Source organism: Streptomyces sp. MMG1533 (genome assembly GCF_001279775.1).
In the GTDB taxonomy this organism is placed as follows: Bacteria; Actinomycetota; Actinomycetes; order Streptomycetales; family Streptomycetaceae; genus Streptomyces.
Window position 1 is genome coordinate 38,249 of the sequence record NZ_LGDG01000215.1, and the last position, 22,679, is coordinate 60,927.

General features: G+C 69.6%; 16 protein-coding genes and 5 pseudogenes. 16 read left to right on the forward strand and 5 right to left on the reverse strand.

The window, feature by feature from the left end; genetic code table 11:
- Window positions 1-11 precede the first annotated feature (11 nt).
- Both ADK57_RS22845 and ADK57_RS22850 read right to left on the reverse strand, forming a co-directional pair.
- Window positions 12-1,531, reverse strand: a pseudogene (locus tag ADK57_RS22845) (AAA family ATPase).
- Window positions 1,524-2,387 carry a universal stress protein gene (locus ADK57_RS22850; RefSeq protein ID WP_053751381.1) on the reverse strand — a complete coding sequence of 288 codons (864 nt, stop codon included), beginning with the start codon at window positions 2,385-2,387 and terminating at the stop codon, window positions 1,524-1,526. The pseudogene ADK57_RS22845 and the gene ADK57_RS22850 overlap by 8 nt, the downstream one beginning before the upstream one ends.
- A gap of 207 nt (window positions 2,388-2,594) precedes the next feature.
- On the opposite strand from ADK57_RS22850, the pseudogene ADK57_RS22855 reads away from it, so the two are divergent.
- The 13 genes and pseudogenes from ADK57_RS22855 (at window position 2,595) to ADK57_RS22915 (ending at window position 15,676) form a co-directional block, all read left to right on the forward strand.
- Window positions 2,595-3,416: pseudogene (locus ADK57_RS22855) on the forward strand (universal stress protein).
- A gap of 166 nt (window positions 3,417-3,582) precedes the next feature.
- Entirely contained in the window at window positions 3,583-4,185 is a 603-nt protein-coding gene (locus tag ADK57_RS22860; RefSeq protein ID WP_053751382.1) for a hypothetical protein, read from the forward strand.
- 39 nt (window positions 4,186-4,224) lie between these two features.
- The gene (locus tag ADK57_RS22865; RefSeq protein ID WP_053751383.1) at window positions 4,225-5,616 is read left to right on the forward strand and encodes a nicotinate phosphoribosyltransferase; all 1,392 of its coding nucleotides are present in this window, start codon (window positions 4,225-4,227) and stop codon (window positions 5,614-5,616) included.
- A gap of 11 nt (window positions 5,617-5,627) precedes the next feature.
- Window positions 5,628-5,915: a DUF1876 domain-containing protein gene (locus ADK57_RS22870; protein ID WP_053751384.1), complete on the forward strand. Its 288-nt coding sequence runs from the start codon at window positions 5,628-5,630 to the stop codon at window positions 5,913-5,915.
- A 49-nt stretch (window positions 5,916-5,964) separates the two neighbouring features.
- Window positions 5,965-6,423, forward strand: coding sequence for an Hsp20/alpha crystallin family protein (locus ADK57_RS22875; RefSeq protein WP_053751385.1), 459 nt, complete (start codon window positions 5,965-5,967; stop codon window positions 6,421-6,423).
- A gap of 117 nt (window positions 6,424-6,540) precedes the next feature.
- Window positions 6,541-7,449, forward strand: a complete 909-nt coding sequence (locus tag ADK57_RS22880; RefSeq protein WP_053751386.1) for a DUF1918 domain-containing protein — start codon at window positions 6,541-6,543, stop codon at window positions 7,447-7,449.
- 62 nt (window positions 7,450-7,511) lie between these two features.
- Entirely contained in the window at window positions 7,512-8,504 is a 993-nt protein-coding gene (locus ADK57_RS22885) for an Acg family FMN-binding oxidoreductase (protein WP_053751387.1), read from the forward strand.
- A 387-nt stretch (window positions 8,505-8,891) separates the two neighbouring features.
- Window positions 8,892-9,359, forward strand: a pseudogene (locus tag ADK57_RS22890) (universal stress protein); the annotation flags it as partial.
- Window positions 9,360-9,435: 76 nt separating this feature from the next.
- Window positions 9,436-11,302 (forward strand): annotated as a pseudogene (locus ADK57_RS50570) (glycoside hydrolase family 65 protein); the annotation flags it as partial.
- Window positions 11,288-13,237, forward strand: coding sequence for a cation-translocating P-type ATPase (locus ADK57_RS50575; protein ID WP_234390384.1), 1,950 nt, complete (start codon window positions 11,288-11,290; stop codon window positions 13,235-13,237). The pseudogene ADK57_RS50570 and the gene ADK57_RS50575, both read left to right, overlap by 15 nt.
- Before the next feature lie 133 nt (window positions 13,238-13,370).
- Complete coding sequence (locus ADK57_RS22905) at window positions 13,371-13,790, forward strand: CBS domain-containing protein (RefSeq protein ID WP_053751389.1); 420 nt, start codon at window positions 13,371-13,373, stop codon at window positions 13,788-13,790.
- 54 nt (window positions 13,791-13,844) lie between these two features.
- Complete coding sequence (locus tag ADK57_RS22910; protein ID WP_053751390.1) at window positions 13,845-14,594, forward strand: glucose 1-dehydrogenase; 750 nt, start codon at window positions 13,845-13,847, stop codon at window positions 14,592-14,594.
- 197 nt (window positions 14,595-14,791) lie between these two features.
- Entirely contained in the window at window positions 14,792-15,676 is an 885-nt protein-coding gene (locus tag ADK57_RS22915; RefSeq protein ID WP_234390380.1) for an FAD-dependent monooxygenase, read from the forward strand.
- Here the strand turns inward: ADK57_RS22915 and ADK57_RS22920 are convergent.
- Window positions 15,666-17,118: pseudogene (locus tag ADK57_RS22920) on the reverse strand (NF041680 family putative transposase). The gene ADK57_RS22915 and the pseudogene ADK57_RS22920 overlap by 11 nt on opposite strands.
- 139 nt (window positions 17,119-17,257) lie before the next feature.
- Here ADK57_RS22920 and ADK57_RS22925 point away from each other — a divergent pair.
- Window positions 17,258-17,695, forward strand: coding sequence for a glutaredoxin domain-containing protein (locus tag ADK57_RS22925; protein WP_053751391.1), 438 nt, complete (start codon window positions 17,258-17,260; stop codon window positions 17,693-17,695).
- Window positions 17,696-17,885: 190 nt separating this feature from the next.
- On the opposite strand, the gene ADK57_RS22930 is transcribed toward ADK57_RS22925, so the two are convergent.
- The gene (locus ADK57_RS22930; protein WP_053751392.1) at window positions 17,886-18,710 is read right to left on the reverse strand and encodes a dienelactone hydrolase family protein; all 825 of its coding nucleotides are present in this window, start codon (window positions 18,708-18,710) and stop codon (window positions 17,886-17,888) included.
- 99 nt (window positions 18,711-18,809) lie between these two features.
- Between ADK57_RS22930 and ADK57_RS22935 the strand changes: the two genes are divergently transcribed.
- Together ADK57_RS22935 and ADK57_RS52530 are read left to right on the forward strand one after the other, a co-directional pair.
- Window positions 18,810-19,820, forward strand: a complete 1,011-nt coding sequence (locus tag ADK57_RS22935) for a GlxA family transcriptional regulator (RefSeq protein ID WP_053751393.1) — start codon at window positions 18,810-18,812, stop codon at window positions 19,818-19,820.
- 147 nt (window positions 19,821-19,967) lie between these two features.
- Window positions 19,968-20,549 (forward strand): FAD-dependent monooxygenase, encoded by a 582-nt coding sequence (locus ADK57_RS52530; RefSeq protein ID WP_420711884.1) that lies wholly within the window; start codon window positions 19,968-19,970, stop codon window positions 20,547-20,549.
- Here ADK57_RS52530 and ADK57_RS22940 read toward each other — a convergent pair.
- A complete protein-coding gene (locus ADK57_RS22940; protein WP_053751394.1) occupies window positions 20,539-22,587 on the reverse strand; it encodes an alpha-L-fucosidase in 2,049 nt (682 codons plus the stop codon). The genes ADK57_RS52530 and ADK57_RS22940 overlap by 11 nt on opposite strands.
- Window positions 22,588-22,679: the final 92 nt, after the last annotated feature.

Consider the following 22,679-nt stretch of genomic DNA (forward strand, 5'->3'; position numbering starts at 1 on the left):
TGCGTCTCCCGTCAGTCCGGCTCCATGTCGGGGCGGCGGAAGACCGGGGCCCGGCCGGTGCCCCAGGGGCGTACGGCTGCCAGCGCCCGGGCGACCGCGGACTCCAACGGGCCGCTGGTGTCGACGGCGACGGCCTCGGGCCACGCGGGTTCCCTGGCCGCCATGGCGGTGGCGATGTCGAGATCGGCGTCGGACGGGCCGGGGGCGCGCGTGCTCAGGCGGCCCGCTGACACGTCGTCCGGGACGTGGCAGTGCAGGGCAACCAGGTCGGCGCTGGTGCGTTCGGCCACAAGCCGTGCCGATTCACGCTGTGCCGTGTCGGACCAGGTGGCGTCCAGGACGACGGACTCGCCGGCGGACAGCAGGGCCGCCGCCCGGTCGAGGAGGGTGGCGTAGGTCCTGGCCGTCCACTCGGGTGTGTACAGCCCTTCGCCGTAGCCGGCCGCCGCGGACTGCTCCGCGGGAATACCCGCCAGTTCCTTGCGGACGCGGTCGCTGCTGAGCAGGGTGACTCCCAGCCGGTCGGCCAGCGCACCGGAGAGGGTGGACTCCCGCTGCCCGGCAGCCCGCCGACAACGGTCAGGCCGACGGCGGAGGCGCGCAGGTGGCGCAGCGTCGTCGAGACCAGCCTGCGGGACGCCGTCTCCGCACCTGGCGCGCCCTGACGGGCCTGGATCAGGGAGACCTTGGCACGGACGAACGCGCGGTAGGCGACGTAGTGGTGCCACAGCGACGCGGGCGCCGGATCACCGGAGTACTCGCTGTACTGCGCGAGGAAGTAGCAGGCGGCCTCCGGGGCGCCGAGCTGTTCCAGGTCCATGGCGAGGAAGGCGGCGTCGTCCAGGCCGTCGACGTAGCGCAGCCGGTCGTCGAACTCCAGGCAGTCCAGGACACGGGGCCGTCATCGAGGCAGAAGATGTCCTCGGCGAGCAGGTCACCGTGGCCGTCGACCACGCGCCCTTGCTCGATACGGGACGCGAACAGCCGCTCGCGGCCTGCGAGATAGCGGCGCACCCGTTGTTCCGTCTCCGTCATCCCCTCGGGCACGGAGCCGTCGTCGGCCAGCGCGTGGACCTGCGCGAAGCTGGCCTCCCAGCGCGACGACAGGGCGTCCCGCGTGCCCTCCCTCGTCCACGTCCGGGCCGCGGGGCGCGTCCGCGTGCCACGCGGCGAGGTGCCGGGCGACGGCCCGGAGGACATCGTCCAGGACGGCCCCTTCTCGTACCAGGCGGGAGAGACGCCGGTCCGCGGGCATGCGTCGCATCACCACGAGGGGTTCGGGCGCCTCCGCGTCGGGACTGCGGAACTCGCCCAGGCCCAGGTAGACGTCGGGGGCGAAGCGGCGGTTGAGAGCGACTTCGCGTTCGCACGCGTCCTGGCGCGCCGCGCGCGAGGTCTAGTCCAGGAACCCCAGGTCCACCGGTTTCTTGACCTTGTAGGCGCGGTCTCCGGCGAAGAACACGATTGCGGTATGGGTCTCGCACACCCCCGCGCGCGGGGGCGGTGGCCCGTGGTGGCCGGGCTCAGTCATGAGGGACGACGGCGACGGGGCAGCGCCCGTGATGGAGGGCAGCATGGGTCACGTGGCCCAGGTGGGATGCCACGTCATGCCGGTGTATGCGCCGGCCGACGACGAGCAGCGCGGCGCCTTCGGCAGCATGCACCACGGCCTTCGCGGGATTCTCGAGCCGGATGGCGTGGGCCGCGTCCACCTGCGGGTACTTCTCGCGCCAGCGGTGGAGGGCCTTGCTCAACTCCTGCTGCGCGTCCCGTGTCATCTCTTCGGTGACGGCGTGGTCCACGCCCCAGGGCACGCGCGCGTGGAGCGGCACGCTTCGGCCGTGCACGGCCAGGAGCGGAACCTCTCTGACCGCGGCGGTGTGGAAGGCGAAGTCGAGCAGTTCGTCGCTGGATCCGTGGAGTTTCAAAGCCACGACCACACGGCTCGCCGGCGTCGGCTGCGCTGTCCCGTATCCGGTGCGGACCAGGACCACCGGCCGCTCCGTCCGGGCAACGACCGGCATGCTGACGTCACCCAGGAAGTAGCTTCCGACGGAGTCCAGCCCCCGTGAGCCGAGCACGATCAGCTCGGATTCCGACGCCGCCTGGAGCAGGGCCTTCCGGGCGTCCTCGGCCACCAGGCTCCCGATGATGGTCAGACCAGGGTGGCTGGATTCCAGTTCCGCGCGCGCGGTGTGGACGAAGCGCTTCGCCCAGTAGTTCTGATCGACTTCCGAAGGGACGCGGGCCGGTTCCGGCGCCAGCAGTGGCCACGCGTGAAGCAGGCGCAGCGTGAGTTTGCGCTTGTCGGCCTCGTCGGCGGCCCAGCGGGCGGCGGCGAGGCTCTCGGGTGAGCCGTCGAGGCCCACGGTGATGACTGGCTGCATGGCGGCGGCCTCCGTCTCGTACGAAGCTGGATACGACGGTGGGTGACGGTGAATGAGTCCGATGGCGTGCATGCTCCGGACGTCGCCGACATGCCGAGCGCAGTGCTTCTGTACTTCGAGGAGTACCCCAATATCCTCCCCGGCGCATGTGGAGCCACAGAGGGGAGGGCAGGCACGTGACACCCGCCACGAGAGGAGACAGGTGCGGTGACGATTCCCCTGGTGGTCGGCATCGATGGGTCCGAACCAAGTCTGGAGGCGGTGGACTGGGCCGCCGCCGAGGCGGCCCGGCACGGCGTGCCGCTCCACCTCGTGCATGCGGCGTCCGGTGACCGCGAGCCGTCCGACGTGATCAGTGCCGCCTCGGAACGTGCCAGGCAATGAGCTCCGACGGCGCAGCTGTCGAGCGAAGTGCTGCACGAGGACGCCGCCGCTGCCCTCGTCGACAAGGGACGCAACGCCTTCGCGCAGGTGCTCGGGTCCAGAGGGCTCGGAGGCCTCGCCGACCTGCTCCTGGGCGCGGCCGGCCTGGCAGTGGCGGGCCGGGCGGACTGCCCGGTCGTCGTGGTGCGCGGTGCCGCGGCGCACCGGGACGGCCGGTTCGGGAACATCGTCGTCGGTGTCGAGGAGGGGGAGGGCAGCGGCACCGCCTTGCAGTTCGCGTTGCGGGAGGCTCACGTGCGGAGCTGCCGGCTGACGGCGGTGCACGCCTGGAATCCGTCATCCAGGGTTCTCACCACGGCGCCTGCTCCGTCGTGGTACGCCATGGAGGCCCATCGGCGCCCGCCGTCCCAGGTCCTCGATTCCGCCCTGCGCGGCCTTGCGGAGCCGTATCGCGACGCCCGGGTGAGCCCAATGGTCATCGAGGGCCCGGCCCGCCGAGCGCTGCTGGACGCGGCATCGGAGGCGGACCTGCTGGTCGTCGGCGCACGCAGGCGGCAGGGCCACCCGGGCCTACAGCTGGGCTTGATCAATCACGCACTCCTGCATCACGCGCCGTGTCCCGTCGCGGTCGTTCCCCAGGTGTGACCGACATGACCCGGGTCTGCGGCGAGGGACCAGGTCGGCATCCGGCGGAAACCTGGGCCGGAAACCGGCCCTACAGGGACTTTCGGCCCTGTGCCGCGAGCCCGCTGCCGGTCGACTGTGGGAGCTGGTGGTGGGGACGGACCAGCGAGATGCTGGAGGCCGACTCATGAGCGCACAAGGTTCGCCATATGCATCCGGCCCGTCCCGGCGCGGCGATCACGCGCACAAGGGCGCGAACTCCCTGCGACGTACGTCCGACAGGTTCGAATGCTGGTTCCGCCGCGTCCTGATGGTCGTTCTCGTCCTCGGGCTGCCGGCCGCCGCGGTCAGCGCGGGGCTGACGGCGTACGAGGCGTCGATGGGCACCGTGCGAGCCCAGGCGGCGGAACGGCATCAGGTCACCGCCCGACTGACAGCGGGCGTCCAGAGCGACGAGGGATGGGCGAAGCGACCGGCTCAGGTCCGCTGGACCGACACCCACGGTGTCGTGCGAACGGGAGCGGCCCTCGTGAAGCCGGGAACTCCCAAAGGCGCCACCGTGCGTGTGTGGGTGACGCGGGAGGAAACCGTCACCAGTCCGCCGACGAGCACTCTCAATGCGACGAGCAGTGGCTGGATGGTGGGCGCCATGGCGGCGTTCGGCGTGGCCGCCGGGTCCTGCGCGGCCTGGGCGGGCATGCGCCTGATCGTGGACCGGAGAAGGTATGCGCAGTGGGACGCCGAGTGGGACCTGGTGGAACCGCAGTGGTCCGCGCGCTTCCGCCGGTGACGAGCAGGAGGCCGGACGGAACCCCAGGAGGTGACACCGATGTCGGATGCGACGACCACCGATCTGTACGAAGTCACGATGGCCATGTCCTACCTGCGGGAGGAGATGACCGGCCAGGCGACGTTCAGCCTCTTCGTCCGCAACCTGCCCCCTGAACGCGGCTTCCTGGTGGCGGCGGGGCTCGAGTCGGCACTCGACTACCTGGCCGGCTTTCATGTCGGCCACGAGGACGTCGACGCCTTCGCTTCCGCGCTGCACAGGCCGCCAGGGGACCTGGAGCCGCTGCTCGGCCTGACGTTCACCGGCCAGGTGCGGGCGGTCCCGGAGGGGCGGATCGTATTCGCGGGTGAGCCGCTGCTGGAGGTGACCGCACCACTTCCGCAAGCGCAGTTGGTCGAGTCGTATGTGCTGAACCGACTCAGCCATCAGACGGCGATCTCTTCGAAGGCCGCACGCTGCGTGCTTGCGGCGGCTGGTCACCCGGTCGTCGACTTCTCCCTGCGGCGCACCCACGGTCCGCAGGCGGGGTTCCAGGCCGCTCGTCTGGGTGCGATGGCCGGCTTCGCTGGTACGAGCAACGTGGCGGCGGCCACCGCTGAGGGCATCCCCGCCGTCGGCACGATGGCCCACTCCTTCGTGGAGGCGTTCGCCTCGGAGGAGGACGCGTTCCGCGCCTTCGCACGGTGCCACCCCGGTCCGGTGACCCTGCTGGTGGACACCTACGACACGGAGGAAGGCGTCCGCGTCGCGGCACGCGTCCTGCGGAACCTGGACCGCGGCCCCGGCTCCGCCGTGCGGCTGGACAGCGGTGACCTCGGGGACCTGGCGGTACGGGCCCGGTCGGTCCTTGACGACGCGGGGCTGCCGGACGTGCGGATCGTCGCCAGTGGTGGTCTCGACGAGTACGCCGTGGACGACCTCGTGCGCTCCGGAGCACCGATCGACACGTACGCCGTGGGCACCCGTGTCGGCGTGTCGGCCGACGCGCCGTACCTGGACTCCGCCTACAAGCTGGTCGAGTTCGACGGCCGCCCGATGATGAAGCTCTCGTCGGCGAAGGTGACGGCGCCCGGCCGCAAGCAGGTGTTCCGCCGCCCGGGCTGCGCCGACGAGATCGCTCTCGCCCACGAGCAGCCCCCCGCCGACGGCGTTCCGCTGCTGGAGACGGTGATGCGGAACGGGCGGCGCACCGGCAGGCGGCCCACGCTCGACGAGTGCCGGGCCAGACTCGCCGCGGACCTGGGAGAGCTGCCCTCGGCCGCCCGCCGGATCCGAGCGCCCGTCGCGCCCCGGGCGACAACCTCCGAGCGACTGAGCGTCCTCACGGCCCGCGTCCGGCAACGCATCGAGGACCAGATGGCAGCCGCCTCCGCACGGCCCCAAGTCCCAGAACGAGTCCCATCAGGATCGCATCGGTCCGTACCGAGGTGAGGAGGAAAGCGATGCCGCATACGTTGGAATGGAGGGTTCGTCTTCATCTGTTCGAGGACGACACGGGAACTACGAAGGCCCATCTGACCCTGGACACCGGCACCACAGAACTCACCGGTCACGGGACCGCACACTGCCATCCGGTGGACTCGAACGTGCCGGAGATCGGTGACGAACTGGCAGCGGGCCGGGCCATGAACAACCTGGCCAGGCAGCTGCTGAAGACCGCCGAGCGCGACATCGAGGGCATGGGCGCACCGCAGCCACACGGCCGAGAGGTCGCCGGGTGGCCCACGTGACCGACGGCGACACAGCGACCCCAAGGCAGAAGTCAAGGAGGGATCAGCCATGACACATCCCGCACGACACAGCAGAAGCGGGCTTCCGGCAGCCCTGCGGGAGCTGGAGGACCTGCGTACCAGGGTCGACCAGCTCATGCACGCCGCCTTTCCCAGTGGCGGCTTCCCCGGGTTCGGGGCGGCCGAGCCATGGGCACCCCTGGCCGACATCGAGGACACCGCGGACGCCTACCTGGTGGAACTGGAGTTGCCCGGAGTGGACAAGGAGCAGATCACCGTGGAGGTCGCCGAAGGCGAACTCGATATCCACGGTGAGATCAGGGAGAAAGAACACCCCGGGACGGTCCGCCGGCAGACCCGTCACGTCGGCCAGTTCGACTACCGCACGATTCTGCCGCCGAACTCCGACACCGAGCACATCAGCGCGGATCTGAACAACGGAGTTCTCACGGTGAAGGTCCCCAAGACCGAGAAGGGCAAGGCTCAGCGTATCGAGATCACCGGCTGAGCGGGGCGACGGCCGTGCGGAGCCGGGCGGCGTGGTCTCCGGCTGATCGGTCCCGTGCGGCCGCCCGTCGCGCGTGGCACGTTGGATACAGCACCACTCTGAGGAGAGGGCGGCGTCATGAGAGCTCACCTCGGCGACCAACTCGTCATCGAACGCACGACGCCCGGCGCCGCCAAGCGCGACGGCGAGATCGTCGGACTCCATCACGAGGACGGAACGCCTCCTTACGACGTGCGCTGGTCGGACACGGACGAAGTGACGCTCGTGTTCCCCGGGCCCGACGCGCACATCCGCCATCTCGAACACGGACAGCCCGCGAGCACCCGCGCCCCCTCCGGCCCCGACACGGCAATGGCGGAGGACATGCCGCCCAGGGCACCCGGCCCCGGTGACATCGGCCGACGCGTGGCCGTCGAACGCCGGAGACAGAACCTCAGCCGAGAGGAGACGGCCCGCCGCGCCGGCATGGCCTCCGGCTATCTGGATTACCTGGAGGAACAGCCTGCCGACCCGAGTATGGCGACCCTCATCAGGCTGGCCGACGCGCTGGGCACCACCGTCACCACGCTGCGCGGAGGAGGAATGGATCTGCCACCCGGCCACGGACAGGCACTGCTGCATCCTCAGCTGCGGGACATCGGCCCGGAGGAATGCCGCACCTTGCTCTCCACCCACGGCGTGGGGCGCGTCGCGGTGTCGGCGTCCGGCGGCCGCCCGGCGGTCGTGCCGGTCAACTACGACGTCATCGATGACGCGATCGTCTTCCGGACCGCGCCGAACCTCACACCCGCGGCAGCCGTCGGAACCGAGGTCGCCTTCGAGGTCGATCACATGGACGAGGCCCTCAGCCAGGGCTGGAGCGTCCTCGCCGTCGGCCCCGCGAGCGTCGTGACGGAGCCCGACACCGTGCGCAGACTCACCGAACACGCCCACACCACGCCGTGGCCGGGCGGTGAACGCGAGATGTGGGTGTCGATCCGGCCCACACACCTCACGGGCCGCCGCATCACTCCAGCCGATGAATGACCAGGCAGTCGCCGGCCACGGAAGAGCGCTCCCGGTCCCGACGGCTCTCGAAGGGTGTTCCGATGAGCCAGCCAGCACCGTCCGACGACTGGGTGGCCGCCGTGGTACACGACGCGGTGGCCGCGCCGTCGATGCACAACGTGCAGCCCTGGCGCTTCCGTTATCTCCGGCGCAGCCGCGCTTTCGAGGTGTGGGCCGACTTCGAGCGCGCCATGCCGCACTCCGACCCCGATGACCGCGGCCTTCATCTCGGCTGCGGTGCCGCCCTGTTGAACCTGAGGGCCGCCATCGTCCACGAGGGCTGGCACCCGAAAACCCGGCTACTGCCCGACCTCACCGACCGGGCACTCCTCGCGAGCGTGCAGTTGGCCGGCCGTACGAACGGTGTGAGCGGCCTCGGCGCGCTGTATCCGGCGATCCGCCAACGGCACAGCAGCCGCTACCCGTTCGAGGAGAGACAGATCCCCGAGGCCGTGCGGGAGACTCTCGCCGCGAGTGCTCGCGTTGAGGGAGCGGCATTGACGTTCCCCGACTCATGGCATCTGTGGGAAGTGCTGGAACTGGTTCAGGAAGCCGAGGCACGCAACATCACCGACCGCGGCAGCGACCAGGACCTGGCCCGGTGGACGCGTATCGACGCCCCGTCGGTGAGCACGGCCGACGACGGAGTCCCGCACTACGCCTTCGGGCCGCGCAAGCTCGGGGGCAAGGCGCCCATGCGCGACTTCGCGGGCCCCCGGCAGGTGGCGGGACGTGACGCGGTGGACTTCGAGCAGAACCCTCAGCCGGCTCTCATCAGCACGGATCACGACCGCCCGGAGGACTGGCTCCGCGCCGGCCAGGCGATGGAACGCGTCCTGCTGCCGGCCACCCGCGAGGGCCTCGCCAACTCCTTCGTGACCCAGCCTCTCGAATGGACGGACCTGCGCTGGCCAGTGCGCGACCCGATGACCGGGACGGGCTACACACAGGTCCTGCTGCGCCTGGGCTACGGCCCCAACGGTCCCGGCACGCCACGCCGCCCTGTGCCGGAGGTACTCGACATCGAAGCCTGACCCTGGACTGTCCACGGCCGGGGTCCACGCCCAGACGTCAGGTGGACCGTAACCCTGGGAGCGGTCATGTGCTCCTCGGCGGTCACCGCCCCCTCTCGGCGAGCTCAAACAGATGCTGATCTGGGGCGTGGCGCGCCGGACGGCTACCGCGGGGAAGGTCATCGCATCCCTCACGACGTGCGGGGTCTCAGGCATGTCCCAGGTGCTTGAGGAGCGCCCGGTGGTTGGTCGGGCCGTACGTCTCCAGCGTCGTCGCGACCCGACGCACCGCAACCCGGCGACGGCCACCCGGTCCGAGCGCCCGCCCGAATGTCGCGGCGGCGCGCGGGCGGTGCGACGGTATTCGCAGAGGGTCTGTCAGCAACGGGACGGAAGGCGGTGGCCCCGATGGAACTCCCGCTGGTCGTGGGCGTCGACGGATCGGAATCCAGTCTGCTGGCGGTCGACTGGGCGGTGGACGAAGCGGCCCGCCACGGCCTGCCGCTGCGGCTCGTCCATGCCTTCTTCTGGGAGCGTTACGAAAGAGTCCGGCCTTCCTTCAGCACCGATCACCCCGCCGGAGAGGTCATGGCGCAGAACATCGTCGCCTCCTGCGCGGAACGCGCCCGGCTTCGCGACCCCGAGGTGAAGGTATCGGGCGACGTATTGGCCGCCGATGCGGTGTCCACGCTGCTTCGGGCGGGGTCCGAGGCGTTCGCCCTTGTCACAGGAGTTCGTGGGCGCGGCGAGGTCGCCGGGCTACTGCTGGGGTCGGTCAGCCTCACGGTGGCGGCTCGCGCCATGTGCCCGGTCATCGTCGTCCGAGGCGAGGAGCGCAACCTTCGGGGGTCCCTTGGCCGGGTCGTGGTGCCGGTCGCCGTCGTCCCTCATCGGGTCTGAGGTTCGCCGTGCAGGCCCCGCTCCCACGACTTCCGAACTGAGGGGGCGACGGATGTCGGAGTGGACGTGGGAGTGGAAGGGATACGACCTCGCTGCCGAACGGCTGCGGGAATCGCTCTGCACGCTCGGCAACGGCTACTTCGCCACAAGAGGCGCGGTGCCGGAGTGCCGGGCGGGCCTGGTGCACTACCCGGGAACCTACGCGGCCGGATGCCACAACCGCCCGGAGTCGACCGTAGCGGGACGACAGGTGGCGAACGAAGACCTGGTCAACCTCCCGAACTGGCTGCTCCTGCGGTTCCGCCTGCGCCGCGCCGAGGGTGCGTGGGGCCCGTGGTTCTCCCCGCATCCGCGCACCCTCCTGGACCACCGGCACACCCTGGATCTGCGCCGCGCCACGCTCACCCGTACCTTCCGCCACCGGGACGAGAGGGCAGGTGTGGTCGCTGTCGAGCAGACCCGCCTGGTGCACATGGGTGATCCTCATCTGGCCGCACTACGGACGGTCTTCACCGCCGAGGACTGGTCGGGGCAGGTCGAGATCGAGTCCTGCCTCGACGGCGAGGTGACCAACGGCAATGTGCACCGCTACCGTGCCCTCAACCGCCACCAGCTGACCCAGGTGCGGACCGGGACGCGGGCCCCCCACAGCGTCTGGCTGACCTGCCGGACCACCACCTCCGACATCAGCGTCGCCATGGCCGCCCGGGCGGTCGTCACCGAACGGCCACCGGCCTCATGGGAGCTCCGCCCAGCCCGCCACCGTGCCGTTCACCGTCTGGTGCTCCCACTCACTCCCGGCCGTCCCGTCGCCGTGGAGAAGACCGTCGCGCTGCACACCTCACGCGACACGGCGATCAGCGACCTCTCGAGGCGGCGGTCGACCGGTTGTCCTCGGCGGCGGACTTCGCGGGCCTGCTGAACTCCCATGTCGCGGCCTGGGAGCGGTTGTGGCGGCGCGCGGAGATCCAGGTGCCTGCTCAGTCCGGGCGCGTACTGCGCTTCCACCTCTTCCACCTCCTGCAGACGCTGTCACCGCACACGGCGGACCTGGACGTGGGCGTCCCCGCCCGGGGGCTGCGCGGCGAGGCGTACCGGGGCCACGTCTTCTGGGACGAGCTGTTCGTCCTGCCGTACCTCAACCTGCACTTCCCCGAGGTCTCCCGGGCCCTCCTGAACTACCGGTACCGGCGCCTCCCACGGGCCTGCCGGGCCGCCGCCGCGATCGGCCGGAGCGGGGCGATGTACCCCTGGCAGAGCGGCAGCGACGGCCGCGAGGAGACCCAGGAGTGGCATCTCGACCCCCACTCGGGGCGCTGGCTGCCGGACCACTCCCGGCTCCAGCACCACGTGGGCTCGGCAATCGCCTACAACGTGTGGCAGTACTGCGAGGCCACCGGCGACACCGAGTTCCTGCACACCAGAGGCGCGGAGATGCTGCTGCAGATCGCCCGCTTCTGGGCAGACCTCGCGGCCTTCGACCCCGAGACGGAGCGCCACCACATCCGCGGAGTCGTCGGCCCCGACGAGTACCACGACGCCTACCCGGGCGCCGCCCTGCCGGGGCTGGCGGACAACACGTACACCAACGTCACCGCCGCCTGGGTGCTCGGCCGCGCCCTGGACCTCCTGCGGCGCCTTCCCGCCTGGCGCCGGAAGGAACTGCGCGATCGCATCCGGCTGGACGACGGCGACCCCCCAAGTGGGAGGAGATCTCCCGACGGTTGTGGGTGCCGTTCCACCGTGGCGTGATCAGCCAGTTCGAGGGCTACGACGATCTGGCCGAGCTGGACTGGGACGCCTACCGAACGCGCTACGACGACATCCGGCGGCTGGACCGGATCCTGGAGGCGGAGGGCGACACGGTCAACCGCTACAAGGCGTCCAAACAGGCCGACGTCCTCATGCTCGGCTACCTCACCGTCGCACTGTGCACGGTCGTGCTCGCCCTCGGGCTGGTGCGTGGACAGCCCGTGGAGCTGATGATCGTGGCGGCGATCAGTCTTGCCGTCGCTGCCGTTCCGGAGTCCCTCCCGGCCGTGGTGACGCTCGCTCTCGCTCTGGGAGCGCGGCGCATGGCGGACCGGCACGCCATCGTCCGCAGACTGCCCGCGGTGGAGACACTGGGCTCGGTGACCGTGATCGCCACCGACAAGACCGGCACCCTGACCGAGGGCCGGATGGCCGCCGAACATCTGTGGACGACGTCCGTCGGCGAGGCGACCGTCGTGGGGACCGGCTACGCGCCCGAGGGCCGGGCCGTACGCGGCGGCGAGACCATGACCCCGGGCGAGGCGCCCGACCTGGCGGCGTTGCTGCGGGCCGCGATGCTGTGCAATGACGCGGCGCTGCAGCCCCCTTCGGACCACTCCCCGGAATGGAGCGCGCTGGGCGATCCCACCGAGGCCGCCCTGCTGGTGGCCGGGGCCCGACTCGGGCTGGACAGGCCGGCACTGGACCGCGAACTACCGCGCGTGGAGGAGATCCCGTTCGACAGCGACCGCAAACGCATGACCACCGTGCACCGTCGGCCGGAGGGCGGAGTTCGGGTCGTGTGCAAGGGAGCGCCGGAATCCGTACTCCGCCCGCGCATTCTGTCCGACGATCCCGAGGCGGTCGCCCGAGCGGCAGCACGCTCGGAGACGCTGGCCCGCCACGGGTACCGCGTGCTCGCCGTCGCCTCGGCCGACCACGAGGCCACGGCACCACAGCCCCCGACCTGGGAATCCGGCCTGTCGCTCCTCGGCCTCGTCGGCATCCTGGACCCGCCCCGCAACGCCTCGGAGCCGACCATCACCGCCTGCAAACGGGCCGGCATCATCCCCGTGCTGATCACCGGTGACCACCCACTGACCGCACGGGCGGTGGCCGATCGCCTCGGCATCGCCACCCGGGACGAGCAGGTCACCACAGGGGACCGGATCCGGGAGGGCACGGCGGGTGACCTGACGGGTGTGCGGGTCTACGCCCGCACCACTCCCGAGCAGAAGCTGGACATCGTCCAGGCGTGGCGCGAGGCCGGGCACGTGGTGGCGATGACGGGTGACGGCGTCAACGACGGTCCGGCGTTGCGTCAGGCCGACATCGGTGTCGCCATGGGGCGGCGCGGCACCGAGGTGGCACGCCAGGCGGCCGATCTGGTGCTGGCCGACGACAACCCTGCCACGATCGTGGCCGCCGTCGAGGAGGGACGCCGGGTCTACGCGAACGTACGACGGTTCCTGCTCTACGCACTCGCCGGTGGGACGGCGGAGATCCTGGTCATGCTCCTCGGCCCCTTCCTGGGGATGCCTCTGCCGCTCCTGCCCGCACAGATCCTGTGGATCAACCTGCTCACACACGGCCTACCCGGCGTCGCCCTCGGTGCGGAGCCCGTCGCTCCGGACACGATGCGCCACCCGCCTCGGCCGCCCGCGGAGAGTGTGCTGGGCGCCGGCCTGTGGCCGCGGATCCTGTTCATGGGCGCCTTCATCGCCACGGTGACGCTCGCGGCCGGCATCTGGGCACGGGAGACCGGACGCCCCTGGCAGTCCATGATCTTCCTGGTGCTCGGGGCGACCCAGCTCGGCATGGCACTCGGCTCCCGGGCACGCCCGGGCAGCCTGGCCAACCCGTTCCTGCTGATCGCGGTAGGAACGGCACTGAGTCTTCAGGCAGCCGGCGTCTACCTGCCGCCCCTCCAGGACCTGCTGGGTACGGAGCCTCTGTCTCCCACCGATCTGGTGATCGCCTGTGCCCTGTCCGGCCTCGGCCATGTCGTCATGCGGCTCCAGACGCGACTGAGACCGGAACGCCCGCCGCGCGGCGGCCCACCGGCGGCCTGGGACGTCGGCGAGCGCACCGCCACGCGGTGACGTGGCCGTCTGTTCCCCGGCATGCGCAGGGGAAGTGAGCAGCCGACACTGGTCTTGAGGACGAGACCGGCCGGGGCGGGTCACACTCCACGAGTTCCTCCCGCGCCGACAACGACGCCGGAAGGACACGACCATGACGACTGCCCAGGAGATCATGCACGCCGGTGCCACCTGCGTACAGGAGAGCGAAACACTTCAGGACGCGGCGCGCAGGATGAAGGAACTGGACGTGGGGGCCCTGCCGATCTGCGGGGAGGACGACCGGCTCCACGGGATCATCACCGACCGCGACATCGTGGTGAAGTGTCTCGCCAGGGGCAAGGACCCCAGGACCATGACCGCCGGCCAGCTGGAACAGGGCAAACCGATCACGATCGATGCCAAGGCCGATGCCGACCAGGTCCTGCACACCATGAAGGAGCACAGGATCCGTCGGCTGCCGGTGACCGACAATCATCGCCTCGTCGGCATGATCAGCGAGGCGGACCTCGCACGTCACCTTCCCGAGGACCAAGTGGGCCACTTCGTCGAGGTCGTCTGCGCGACCTCCTGACCGACCTGTCATTCCCCGGCGAGTCTTCGTCGACCATCGGTTCAGGAGGTCGTGATGGGACGTCTCAACGAGCGAGTGGCGATCGTCACCGGTGGAGCCAGAGGGATCGGGGCCGCCGTGGCACGTCTGTTCGCCGCGGAAGGCGCGGCTGTGACGGTCGCCGATGTCCTCGACATCGAAGGAGAAAAACTGGCGGCCGAACTCGGTGGCCCTGCCCGGTATGCGCACCTGGACGTCAGCGCCGAGAACGACTGGCAGACGGTGGTGGCGGAGACGGAGCGGGAACTAGGCCCCGTCTCGGTGCTGGTCAACAACGCTGGCATCCTCGAATGGGGAACCATCGAGGAACAGCCTCTCGAATCCTTCCGCCGCGTCATCGACGTCAACCTCCAGGGCGCCTGGCTGGGCATGCGCACGGCTGCCCCTTCCCTTCGTCGGGCGGGTGGAGGCGTGATCGTGAACATCTCCTCACTCGCCGGCATCACCGGCTACGCAGGTATCGGAGCCTATGTGGCCAGCAAGTGGGGACTGCGCGGACTGACCAAGGCCGCGGCATTGGAACTGGCCCCGGACGGGACCCGTGTCTGCTCGGTCCATCCCGGTGCTGTGCGCACCGCGATGACAGCCGACTTCGACGACTCCTTCACGGCCGCGCAGCCCCTCCCCCGGTTCGGTGAGCCCGAGGAGGTCGCCCGCATGGTGCTCTTCATCGCCGCCGACGCCACCTACTCCACCGGCACGGAGTTCGTCCTGGACGGCGGCGTCACCGCCGGCCCACCGACCACTCTGACGCCCGACCACTGATGGTGCTGCAGCGCCAGGTCACCGACTGTCCGTCTCTCACCAACGCGAGAGCAGCCAGGCCGAACTGAACCCGATGGGCTGCCCCGCAGCGGAGAGCGGGAGCGACCGCCGTCATGCGCACTGGGCCCGGGAAACGGGTCCGGGAAGCTGCGCAGCAGGAAGGCGATGCTCCTGGGGCCAGTCCCACTCGTCCACCGGTGTGCCCATGGTGGTGTGGCCGATGGCGTACAGGTGCTGGACGTCGTGGCCCGCTGTGGCCGGAAGTCGCCAGCGTCGACACAAGCGGCACTCTGCAGGCAGCGGCTGTCCAGGCCCTGGCAGCCGTCCGCTTCGGGAGGAGTCTCTCCATCACCCTGGCACTGCAGGCCCATGACCACGGAGCGCGTGTCCGGATCGTCGAGCGGCGCCTCGGCGCGTTCCGGCCCTCCCGCGCGCTCATCCTGCACCCACGCACCCTGGAGGTCCTGCGCCCGCTCGGCGTCACGGACGCCCTGCTGGAGCTGGCGGACACCGCACCGACGGTCGGGCTTCATCTCGGCTCCCGCGTCGTCGAGACCGGTCTCGCCGACCTCGCCCTGCCCGACACTGCGTTCCCGCATCTGTCACTGATGCGGCAGACGGACGTCGAGAAAGTGCTGGCCCAGGCGCTCGCCGACCGCGGGGTGACGGTGGAACGGGGCACCGAACTGGTCACCGCCCGCGACGAAAGGCACAGCGCGCGGGCCGTGCTGCGCTCGCAACAGGGTACGGAGGAGGTCCGCTGCCTCTTCGTCGGCGGCTGCGACGGCCCGGCCAGCACCGTACGGGCCTGCGCCGGCATCGGGTGGCACGGCCGGCCCTACACCGAAGAGGTGGTCCTCGCCGACCTCGAACTCACCGGCGACTCGGGCCGTTCCGGAGCCCAGGTGTTCGCGGGGCGACAAGGACTGCTGTTCCTCTTCCCGCTCGGAGAGCAGGCCACCTGGCGGCTGCTGGCCACGCGCGCGTCCACGGGCGGGTCCGGACTGGAATTCGGCCAGCCCGGACCCGCCGTCCCGTGTGCCGATCTGCAACAACTTCTGAGCTTGTCTCTTAGCCTCTGAGGCCGTCGCGCTCGATTATGCTCTCGGGGCGTCTGGTCGTTTTCCCGACGCCATAGCGGATCGCGGGTCGGCGATTCTTGGAGCCAAGTGGCCTTCCTGGCCCAGGTATTGATGGTTTCGGTGCACGGGCCGGACCGTGCAGGTGCGGGCGGAGGTTCCGAAACCCCGGCGGACGCGGGCGGGGGTGAGCCGTGCGGGCTCGGCCGGCTTCTCCCAGGGGTGGCGGAGGTCCGCTGCGGCTTCGCGGGTGAGCCGGAGCTGGGTGTGGGCGGCGATGATCAGCCACGTCCAGCGGTCTCCGGCTTCGGGGGTGCGGAGCTTGGGCCGGGTCCAGCCGAGGGTCTGCTTCATCAGCCGGAAGGTGTGCTCGATGTCGAAGTGCGCAGGAACGCCTGCCAGCGGACGTCGACGTCCTCGCCACTCAGTCCGGTGGCCGACGACCACAGCCAGAGGGGCAGCGGGTCTCCGCCGCCGGGGAGGCGGTCGACCTGGAGGCGAATCAGCGTGCCCTCGATGATGGGGAGTTCGCCGGTGTGGTCGATCCACGCGGAGCGGGTGGTCAGGCGGGGGTGGATGCGGTCCCAGGCCATCGCGCGGGCGGTGCCGTACCGATCGGTGACCTGCACCGTCGCCGCGTCCGGATCGCCCCAGGTCTCCGGCTTGGCGAAGCGGAACTCCTTGCCGTGCTTCGGCGGGCGCCCGCCCTGGGGATAGGACATGGCGTACTCCTTGAGCGAGGGCGTCGGCCGTCGCATGACGCGGTCGGAGCGCATCCGTCCCAGCACCTCGACCGGGAGGCCGTCGAGGAGGTGGGCCATGCGCGGGGCGTCGTAGCCGGCGTCGAAGACGATCAGGATGTCGCGGTCGCCGAGGTGCCAGCGGCCCATCTCGATCAGATCGACGACCACCCGGCGGACCTGGGCGGCGGTGACCTGGGCTACGTCGTCGTCCGGTCCGAAACGCACGGCGTCCAGGAGCTGGCACCAGGACGTCCGGCCCGATTCCAGGGCGGCGACGAACGAGTACGGCCAGCCGGGTATGAACTGGTCCGAGGACCGTCCGCTGCGGCCGTAGACGTGGCAGAACAGGCGGTCCGCGCTGGTCGGGGCGTCGGGGCGGAGCCAGTTGCTGATGTCGACGCCGAGGACCAGGCGGCCGTCGGCGGCGTGCGGCATGGGCAGGCCCGCCAGCACCTGCCGCAGCCGGGGCACGTCCACGTTTCCGCTGTTCAGTGCGTCGTACATCGCACCGTGCCCCCGACGGTGCTCGGCCACCAGCGTCAGGTCCACCGGCGAGGTCACCGGTCCGTCCGCGCACAGCAACGCGTCGGTGAGGTCGAACAGTTCGTCCCCGCGCGCGGTCAGGCAGTCAAATAAGTCCTCCCGGAAGCGTGACGCTTTCGCGAACGCTTCCCCCGGAGCATGATCAGGCAGCAGACTCACCCTTACGGCCTTCGTCGTGGTCAGGTGTGTCCTTGGTCGGAGCACATGATCAGACGAAGGCCGCCTCAACGTCCGGCGAACACCCAGGTGAACGACCTAGTTCGAGGAGCAATTCGACTCATCGATAGCCTGCATCACCATGATGCGCGCTTGGATCCTGCCGATGCTGCTTGTGCTCAGCGGCTCAGCCGTCGCGACCGGGCAGATCTTCAAGGGGAGCCCCGGCACAGCCGCAGCACTCCTGCTGGCGTTCCTAACGCTCGCCGGCGTGAACTCACCCCTGATCTTCCCGAGGTCGATCGGTGCGCAGGAGGCACAACGCCGCAGCGCGGTCGACGGCCGACCGGTCGTCTTCTGGCGGCCGGGCTGCAAGTACTGCATACGACTACGCATCCGGCTCGGCCGCAGCGCCCGCCAGCTGCACTGGGTCAACATCTGGCGCGACCCGGCAGCAGCCGCAGCGGTGAGAGCAGCCAACGACGGCAACGAGACCGTGCCCACCGTCGTCGTGGCGGGCCAGCCACACACCAACCCCGATCCCGAATGGGTGCGCGAACAGCTCTCCCCTTCCGCGTGATCAGAAACCACGACCTACCGGAGAGGCTGTCCTGTGCCACTGAAGATTGAACGTGTGTCATCGAAATCTGAGTGGCCTGTGTCACTCGTGGTCGCCGAGGGGCGGTCACGAGTACCCCAGGTCGACGACCAGATCGCATCGGGAAACGGCGGCGCTCTGTCGCATCGCCAGGTGCCGGAGTGCCAAGGGCTCATTCAGCCCACATCCCGAGCCGCTCGGCCAGGAAGGCGATGATCTCGTTCCGGGCCTGCATGGTGGGGTGACCGTCCTGGTCGACGAGGTGTGCCGTGACGACGCTGTGGGCGCAACCGACGACGTCACGGAAGAAGGGCGGAGGGTTCGTGTTCGCAGTCTCGGCTTTGAGTACGCGGCCGTCGAATGCGTCCCCGAGCAGCGCTCGGTAAGCCGCGAACCGCTGACCAGTGCACCACCTGTCGTTGTCGAAGCGGTAGGCGAGAACCTTCAATCCCTCTCGCGCTACGCGTTCAGCCACGGCAGCAGCGTCTTCGTCGCTGATCTCCAGACCGCCGGGATCGTCCAGCGGAAGCGACGGATGGTTGACCACTGGTGCGATGACAGCCGGTTCGAGCGCCATGGTCAAGGCAAAGTTGCCGGTAAAACACAGACCGACGGCGCCGACGCCAGGCCCGCCACGCTCGGCGTGCGCCAGGCGGGCGAGGCCGCGCAGCCATGTGACGACGGGGCTGGTGCCGCCACCGGCGAAGGCTCGGAACTCAGCGCTGACGCAGGCGCGTCGAACGACGGTCTCGCGTGCCTCGGCGAGCGGATAGGCACCGTCGACGCCGAAAAGAGAGGGCAGGTACACGGAGAAGCCGGCATCACGCACCCACCGCGCGAACCGCGCGACGTCGGGGCTGATACCCGGCATCTCGGGCATGAGGATGACTGCCGGTCCTGACCCGGCAACGTACACGGTCTTGTCGACGTCATCGACGCTGACGGCTCTCCGTGAGAAGTCGTCCAAGGGGTCGCTCTGTCCTCGCATGATTGTCATGACCGAGATGATGACGAGCGGCCGCCCTTCTGAGAAGCGGCGGCATCGCCACGTATCACGGTAATATCGCCACCCGTTCGAAGGTGCCGGAGGGGCCGCATGAGTCCGCTGCGCGTTGGTGTGCTGGCCTACCCCGGCTGCTTCGCGTCGGAGGTATTCGGCGTCCCTGACCTCCTGACAATGGCAACTCACGTCGCCGCGGCGCAAGGGTCGGTTCAGCCGGCCTACGAGGCGTCGGTCATCTCGCCCCGGCGTCGTGTGATCGCGGCCGGCGGCTCGGTCCTCGACGTCTCGGCGGTTCGCCCGGTGGACGTCCTGATCGTGCCAGGGTTCGAGCTTTCGCCCACGCTCGATCTCGACGCGACACTCGCAAACCTGGGACCGGAAGCAGCGTCGATTCGATCGCAGGCGGCCTCGGGGACCGCTGTCGTATCGATCTGCGTGGGCGCCTTCCTGGTCGCTGAAGCCGGGCTGCTCGACGGGCGCCAAGCGACCACGTCCTGGTTGTTCGCGGATCGGTTCGCCCTCCGGTACGCCGACGTGCGCCTCCGCCCGGAGAGCTTGGTCGTGACCGACCGGGGGGTGACGACCACGGCGGCCTTCAGTGCCATGTACGACTTCGCCCTGCAGTTCATCCGCGAGCACGATGGCCCCCGCGTCGCCCGTAGCACCGCGCGTATCGCGCTTGTTGATGATGCGCGTTCCACGCAGGCTCCCTATGTCGACCCGGGGCTCATACCCACTGTGGGCAGGGAGTTCTCGCTCAGCGTCAAGCGGTGGCTCGACCAGAACCTCAGTGCTCGCTATGACCTGCCCACCCTCGCCCAGGAGTTCCACGTAAGCACGAGAACCATGCTCCGCCGCTTCGGCGACGAAGCCGGCGAGACGCCACTCGCGTACCTGCAGACGGTCCGGGTGCGTCGAGCCAGACACCTGCTGGAGACGACCGACAGGACCGTCGCGAGCATCGCCGCCGACGTCGGGTACGGCGACCCTGGGGCGTTCAGCGGCATCTTTGCCAGACATACGGGCCAGCGGCCGAGGGAGTACCGCGCGATATTCCATCGTCGCTGCGACCACCACGGGTCAACCCGACGAACGGAGACTTGAGACCCGCCCGCGACGGCGACAGGCCCCCTCAAGGCCGGGCCAAAGCGCAGGCCTCCGCGAGCCCACAACCCCTACTCCTGGCACACCAGCACCCCGGCTGGTCAAACTTCGATGGCACGAACCACTGGCCATCACTCTTCGGTGGCAATGCTCAAGCTTGGATGTCACAGGACGGTGGCGCCCGCAGCCCCAAGCGCACCGAGGTTAGAAGACAAGCTGAGCGACGCCGGGCTGAACGCCCGGATCGAGCGCCTCGCGTGGTCCGCGCGGGTGCCCCTGCAGTGCAGCCTCGCCACACGCTTCCGCCGTGGGCGACTCTTCCTCGCGGGGGACGCGGCTCACAACTATTCACCGGCCACCGGTCAGGGCATGAACGCCGGCATCCAGGACGCGGTGAATCTCGGCTGGAAGCTCAGCTTTGCGGCGAACTGCTCCGGAGGCGAGGCCGCGGGCGGGCTCGGTGCCGAAGTGCTGCTCGACTCCTACGACACGGAGCGCCGGCCGGCCGCCCACCGACGGCTGGTCCTCACGCACACGGCGTTCTGGGCAGAGGCGTCGACCGGCCGGATCCCCTCGTGGCTGCGCGCGGTGGCCGCAGACGGCGCCTCCGTCGCCCTCGTGGCCCGCCGCAACGGAGCTCCCCCCGTTTCCCCTCAATACACGGCGTCGCGAACGCCCTTGCCGCCAGCGCGAAATGCGCTGACTACCCGGCCTCGGGTCAAGCCTTGAACGTCCACATCAGGTTGGTGCTGTCCTGCCACGTCCACTGCTTGGCCACGGCCCCTTCGGAGACCATGCCGCCGCCGTCGAGGGCCAGTCCCGTGCTGCGGTTGCGGATCGAGTACCGGCCCTGTCCGCGGTCGGTGATCTGCCACTGCTGGTTGTTGCCGCCGTTCCAGGGGGCCTGCCGGACCGGGTCGCCGTTGTTGGTGGCGCCCCAGCCGTCGGCGGCCATGCCGTTGCCACGGTTGACGAGCCGGTAGTAGCCGTTTCCGAGCTCGATCGCCTGCCACTGGACATTGACGTGGTCTATCGGCTCCCACTGCTTCAGGTTCGAGCCGCTGGAGAAACTTCCGCCGCTGTCCAGTACCAGGCCGCTCGTGGCGTTGCCCAGGCGGAAGTACGTGGCCGGGTTGAACGTCACCTTCAGCGAGGCGATGGTGTCATTGTTACCGGTCACCCGAAGGTCTGCGGCGTTCGAGGTGAACGTCCAGGCGGTGCCGGTGAAGTTGTCGCCGGAGTAGCCCGTCACCTGGTAGCCGTCGGGCACCAGGATGGAGGAGGCCATGGCGGGGCCCAGACCGGCGGCGGACAGCTGGGAGGAGGTGTAGCTGCCCAGCTGCAGAACGCCGCGGGTGCCTTGGTAGTCGACGTTCTGGAACACCGACGGTGAGACCCTCGTGGGCATGCCCTGGACCTCGACGCACACCACGGGGAGGGTGGCGTTCGGCGCGGTGGCCGGCACGGAGACATTGATCTGGTCGGTGACGGTGTACGAGAGCGAGACCGAGGTGTTGTTCAACAGATAGACGCGGCTGATCGTGTTGTCGACCCTCGGGATCCGCAGCTGGCCGTTCGTGGGCCAGGTGAAGACATGGGCGAAGAGCTTGCCGCTCTTCTTGGTGACCTTCCCCCATGCGGGTTCGCTGGCGAACGGGCTGCCGCTGGTGCCGTGAATGCTGTCGCTGTGCGTCGCCATCCATGAGGCCAGGCCGTTCAGGACGGTCTGGGATCCCGGCGTGACCGAGCCATCGCCCTTGGGGCCGATGTTCAACAGGAGGTTGCCGTCCCGGGAGACGACCGTGACGAGCTCCTGGACGATGTCCTTGACGGAGCGGTAGGAGTTCTCCTTCGACGCGTTGTAACCCCAGGCGTCGTTCATGGTGACGCACCGCTCCCACGGCCGGCCCAGCGGCTCGTCGGGTATCCCGAACTCCGCGACCGTGTAGTCGCCGAGACGGTGCCCCCGCTTGACCCGCTCGTTGACGATGAGGCCGGGCTTGCGGGCGATCAGCCAGTTGTAGAGGTCGGCGCCGTCCGATTGCAGCCACCAGTTTTCGAGGGTGGGGCTGGAGGGCTCGCCGAACCAGTCGCCGTCGAACCACAGCACCGCCGGGTCGTAGCGGTCCAGCAGTTCCTGAAGCTGCGCCTTCATGTCGGCGATGTAGCCCGTGCGGGCAGCCTGCGACGACATCGTCGTGAGGCCGTTGTCGTGGCGGTCGGTCTGGGAAGGGTGGTTCCAGTCGAGGATCGAGTAGTACAGGCCGAACTTGATCCCGCGGCTCTCGCACTCGGTCTTGAGGCTCATGAGCGGGTCGGTCTGGATGCCGCCGAAGTCGCGCAGGTTGTACAGCTTGGTGCCGGTGGTGTTGGTGAAGCCCGCGACGTTGGAGTCCCACATCGCGTAGCCCTCGTGGTGCTTGGCGGTGATCACGAGGTACTTCATGCCGGCGTTCTTGGCCAGCTCGGCGATCTGGGCGGCGTTGAACTGGCTCGGGTTGAAGTTCTGGGTGACCTGGGTCTGGTAGTTCGCCTTGCTCCACTGCTGGTTGGTGAACGCCCACTCGCCCTGGCCGAGTTGCGAGTACGACCCGTAGTGGATGAACATCCCGAACCGGGCCTGGTACCACCAGTCCATCTTCGAGGAGACGGTGTATGCCTCGGCGGTGGAGGGCCACAAAGCCTGCGGCAGCCCGAAGGCCGCCACTCCTCCGGCAAGGGCGGCGGCCTTCATCAGAGAGCGTCTGCTGAGGGGAGCTGAGGACATGGGTGCGGCTCCATGTGTCAAGGGGGGAGGGAAGGCAGGGAGTTACGAGCGAGACGCCGACCTGGGCACTCTGCTCCGCGCAGAGCCAAGAG

Excerpts from the sequence above, each read along its gene's own strand:
- ADK57_RS22930 (WP_053751392.1), bottom strand. The coding sequence starts at position 18,710 with ATGACAATCATGCGAGGACAGAGCGACCCCTTGGACGACTTCTCACGG.
- ADK57_RS22925 (WP_053751391.1), top strand. The coding sequence starts at position 17,258 with ATGATGCGCGCTTGGATCCTGCCGATGCTGCTTGTGCTCAGCGGCTCA.
- ADK57_RS22875 (WP_053751385.1), top strand. The coding sequence starts at position 5,965 with ATGACACATCCCGCACGACACAGCAGAAGCGGGCTTCCGGCAGCCCTG.
- ADK57_RS52530 (WP_420711884.1), top strand. The coding sequence starts at position 19,968 with ATGCTCAAGCTTGGATGTCACAGGACGGTGGCGCCCGCAGCCCCAAGC.
- ADK57_RS22870 (WP_053751384.1), top strand. The coding sequence starts at position 5,628 with ATGCCGCATACGTTGGAATGGAGGGTTCGTCTTCATCTGTTCGAGGAC.
- ADK57_RS22850 (WP_053751381.1), bottom strand. The coding sequence starts at position 2,387 with ATGCAGCCAGTCATCACCGTGGGCCTCGACGGCTCACCCGAGAGCCTC.
- ADK57_RS22865 (WP_053751383.1), top strand. The coding sequence starts at position 4,225 with ATGTCGGATGCGACGACCACCGATCTGTACGAAGTCACGATGGCCATG.
- ADK57_RS22935 (WP_053751393.1), top strand. The coding sequence starts at position 18,810 with ATGAGTCCGCTGCGCGTTGGTGTGCTGGCCTACCCCGGCTGCTTCGCG.
- ADK57_RS50575 (WP_234390384.1), top strand. The coding sequence starts at position 11,288 with ATGCTCGGCTACCTCACCGTCGCACTGTGCACGGTCGTGCTCGCCCTC.
- ADK57_RS22880 (WP_053751386.1), top strand. The coding sequence starts at position 6,541 with ATGAGAGCTCACCTCGGCGACCAACTCGTCATCGAACGCACGACGCCC.
- ADK57_RS22940 (WP_053751394.1), bottom strand. The coding sequence starts at position 22,587 with ATGTCCTCAGCTCCCCTCAGCAGACGCTCTCTGATGAAGGCCGCCGCC.
- ADK57_RS22905 (WP_053751389.1), top strand. The coding sequence starts at position 13,371 with ATGACGACTGCCCAGGAGATCATGCACGCCGGTGCCACCTGCGTACAG.
- ADK57_RS22910 (WP_053751390.1), top strand. The coding sequence starts at position 13,845 with ATGGGACGTCTCAACGAGCGAGTGGCGATCGTCACCGGTGGAGCCAGA.
- ADK57_RS22860 (WP_053751382.1), top strand. The coding sequence starts at position 3,583 with ATGAGCGCACAAGGTTCGCCATATGCATCCGGCCCGTCCCGGCGCGGC.
- ADK57_RS22885 (WP_053751387.1), top strand. The coding sequence starts at position 7,512 with ATGAGCCAGCCAGCACCGTCCGACGACTGGGTGGCCGCCGTGGTACAC.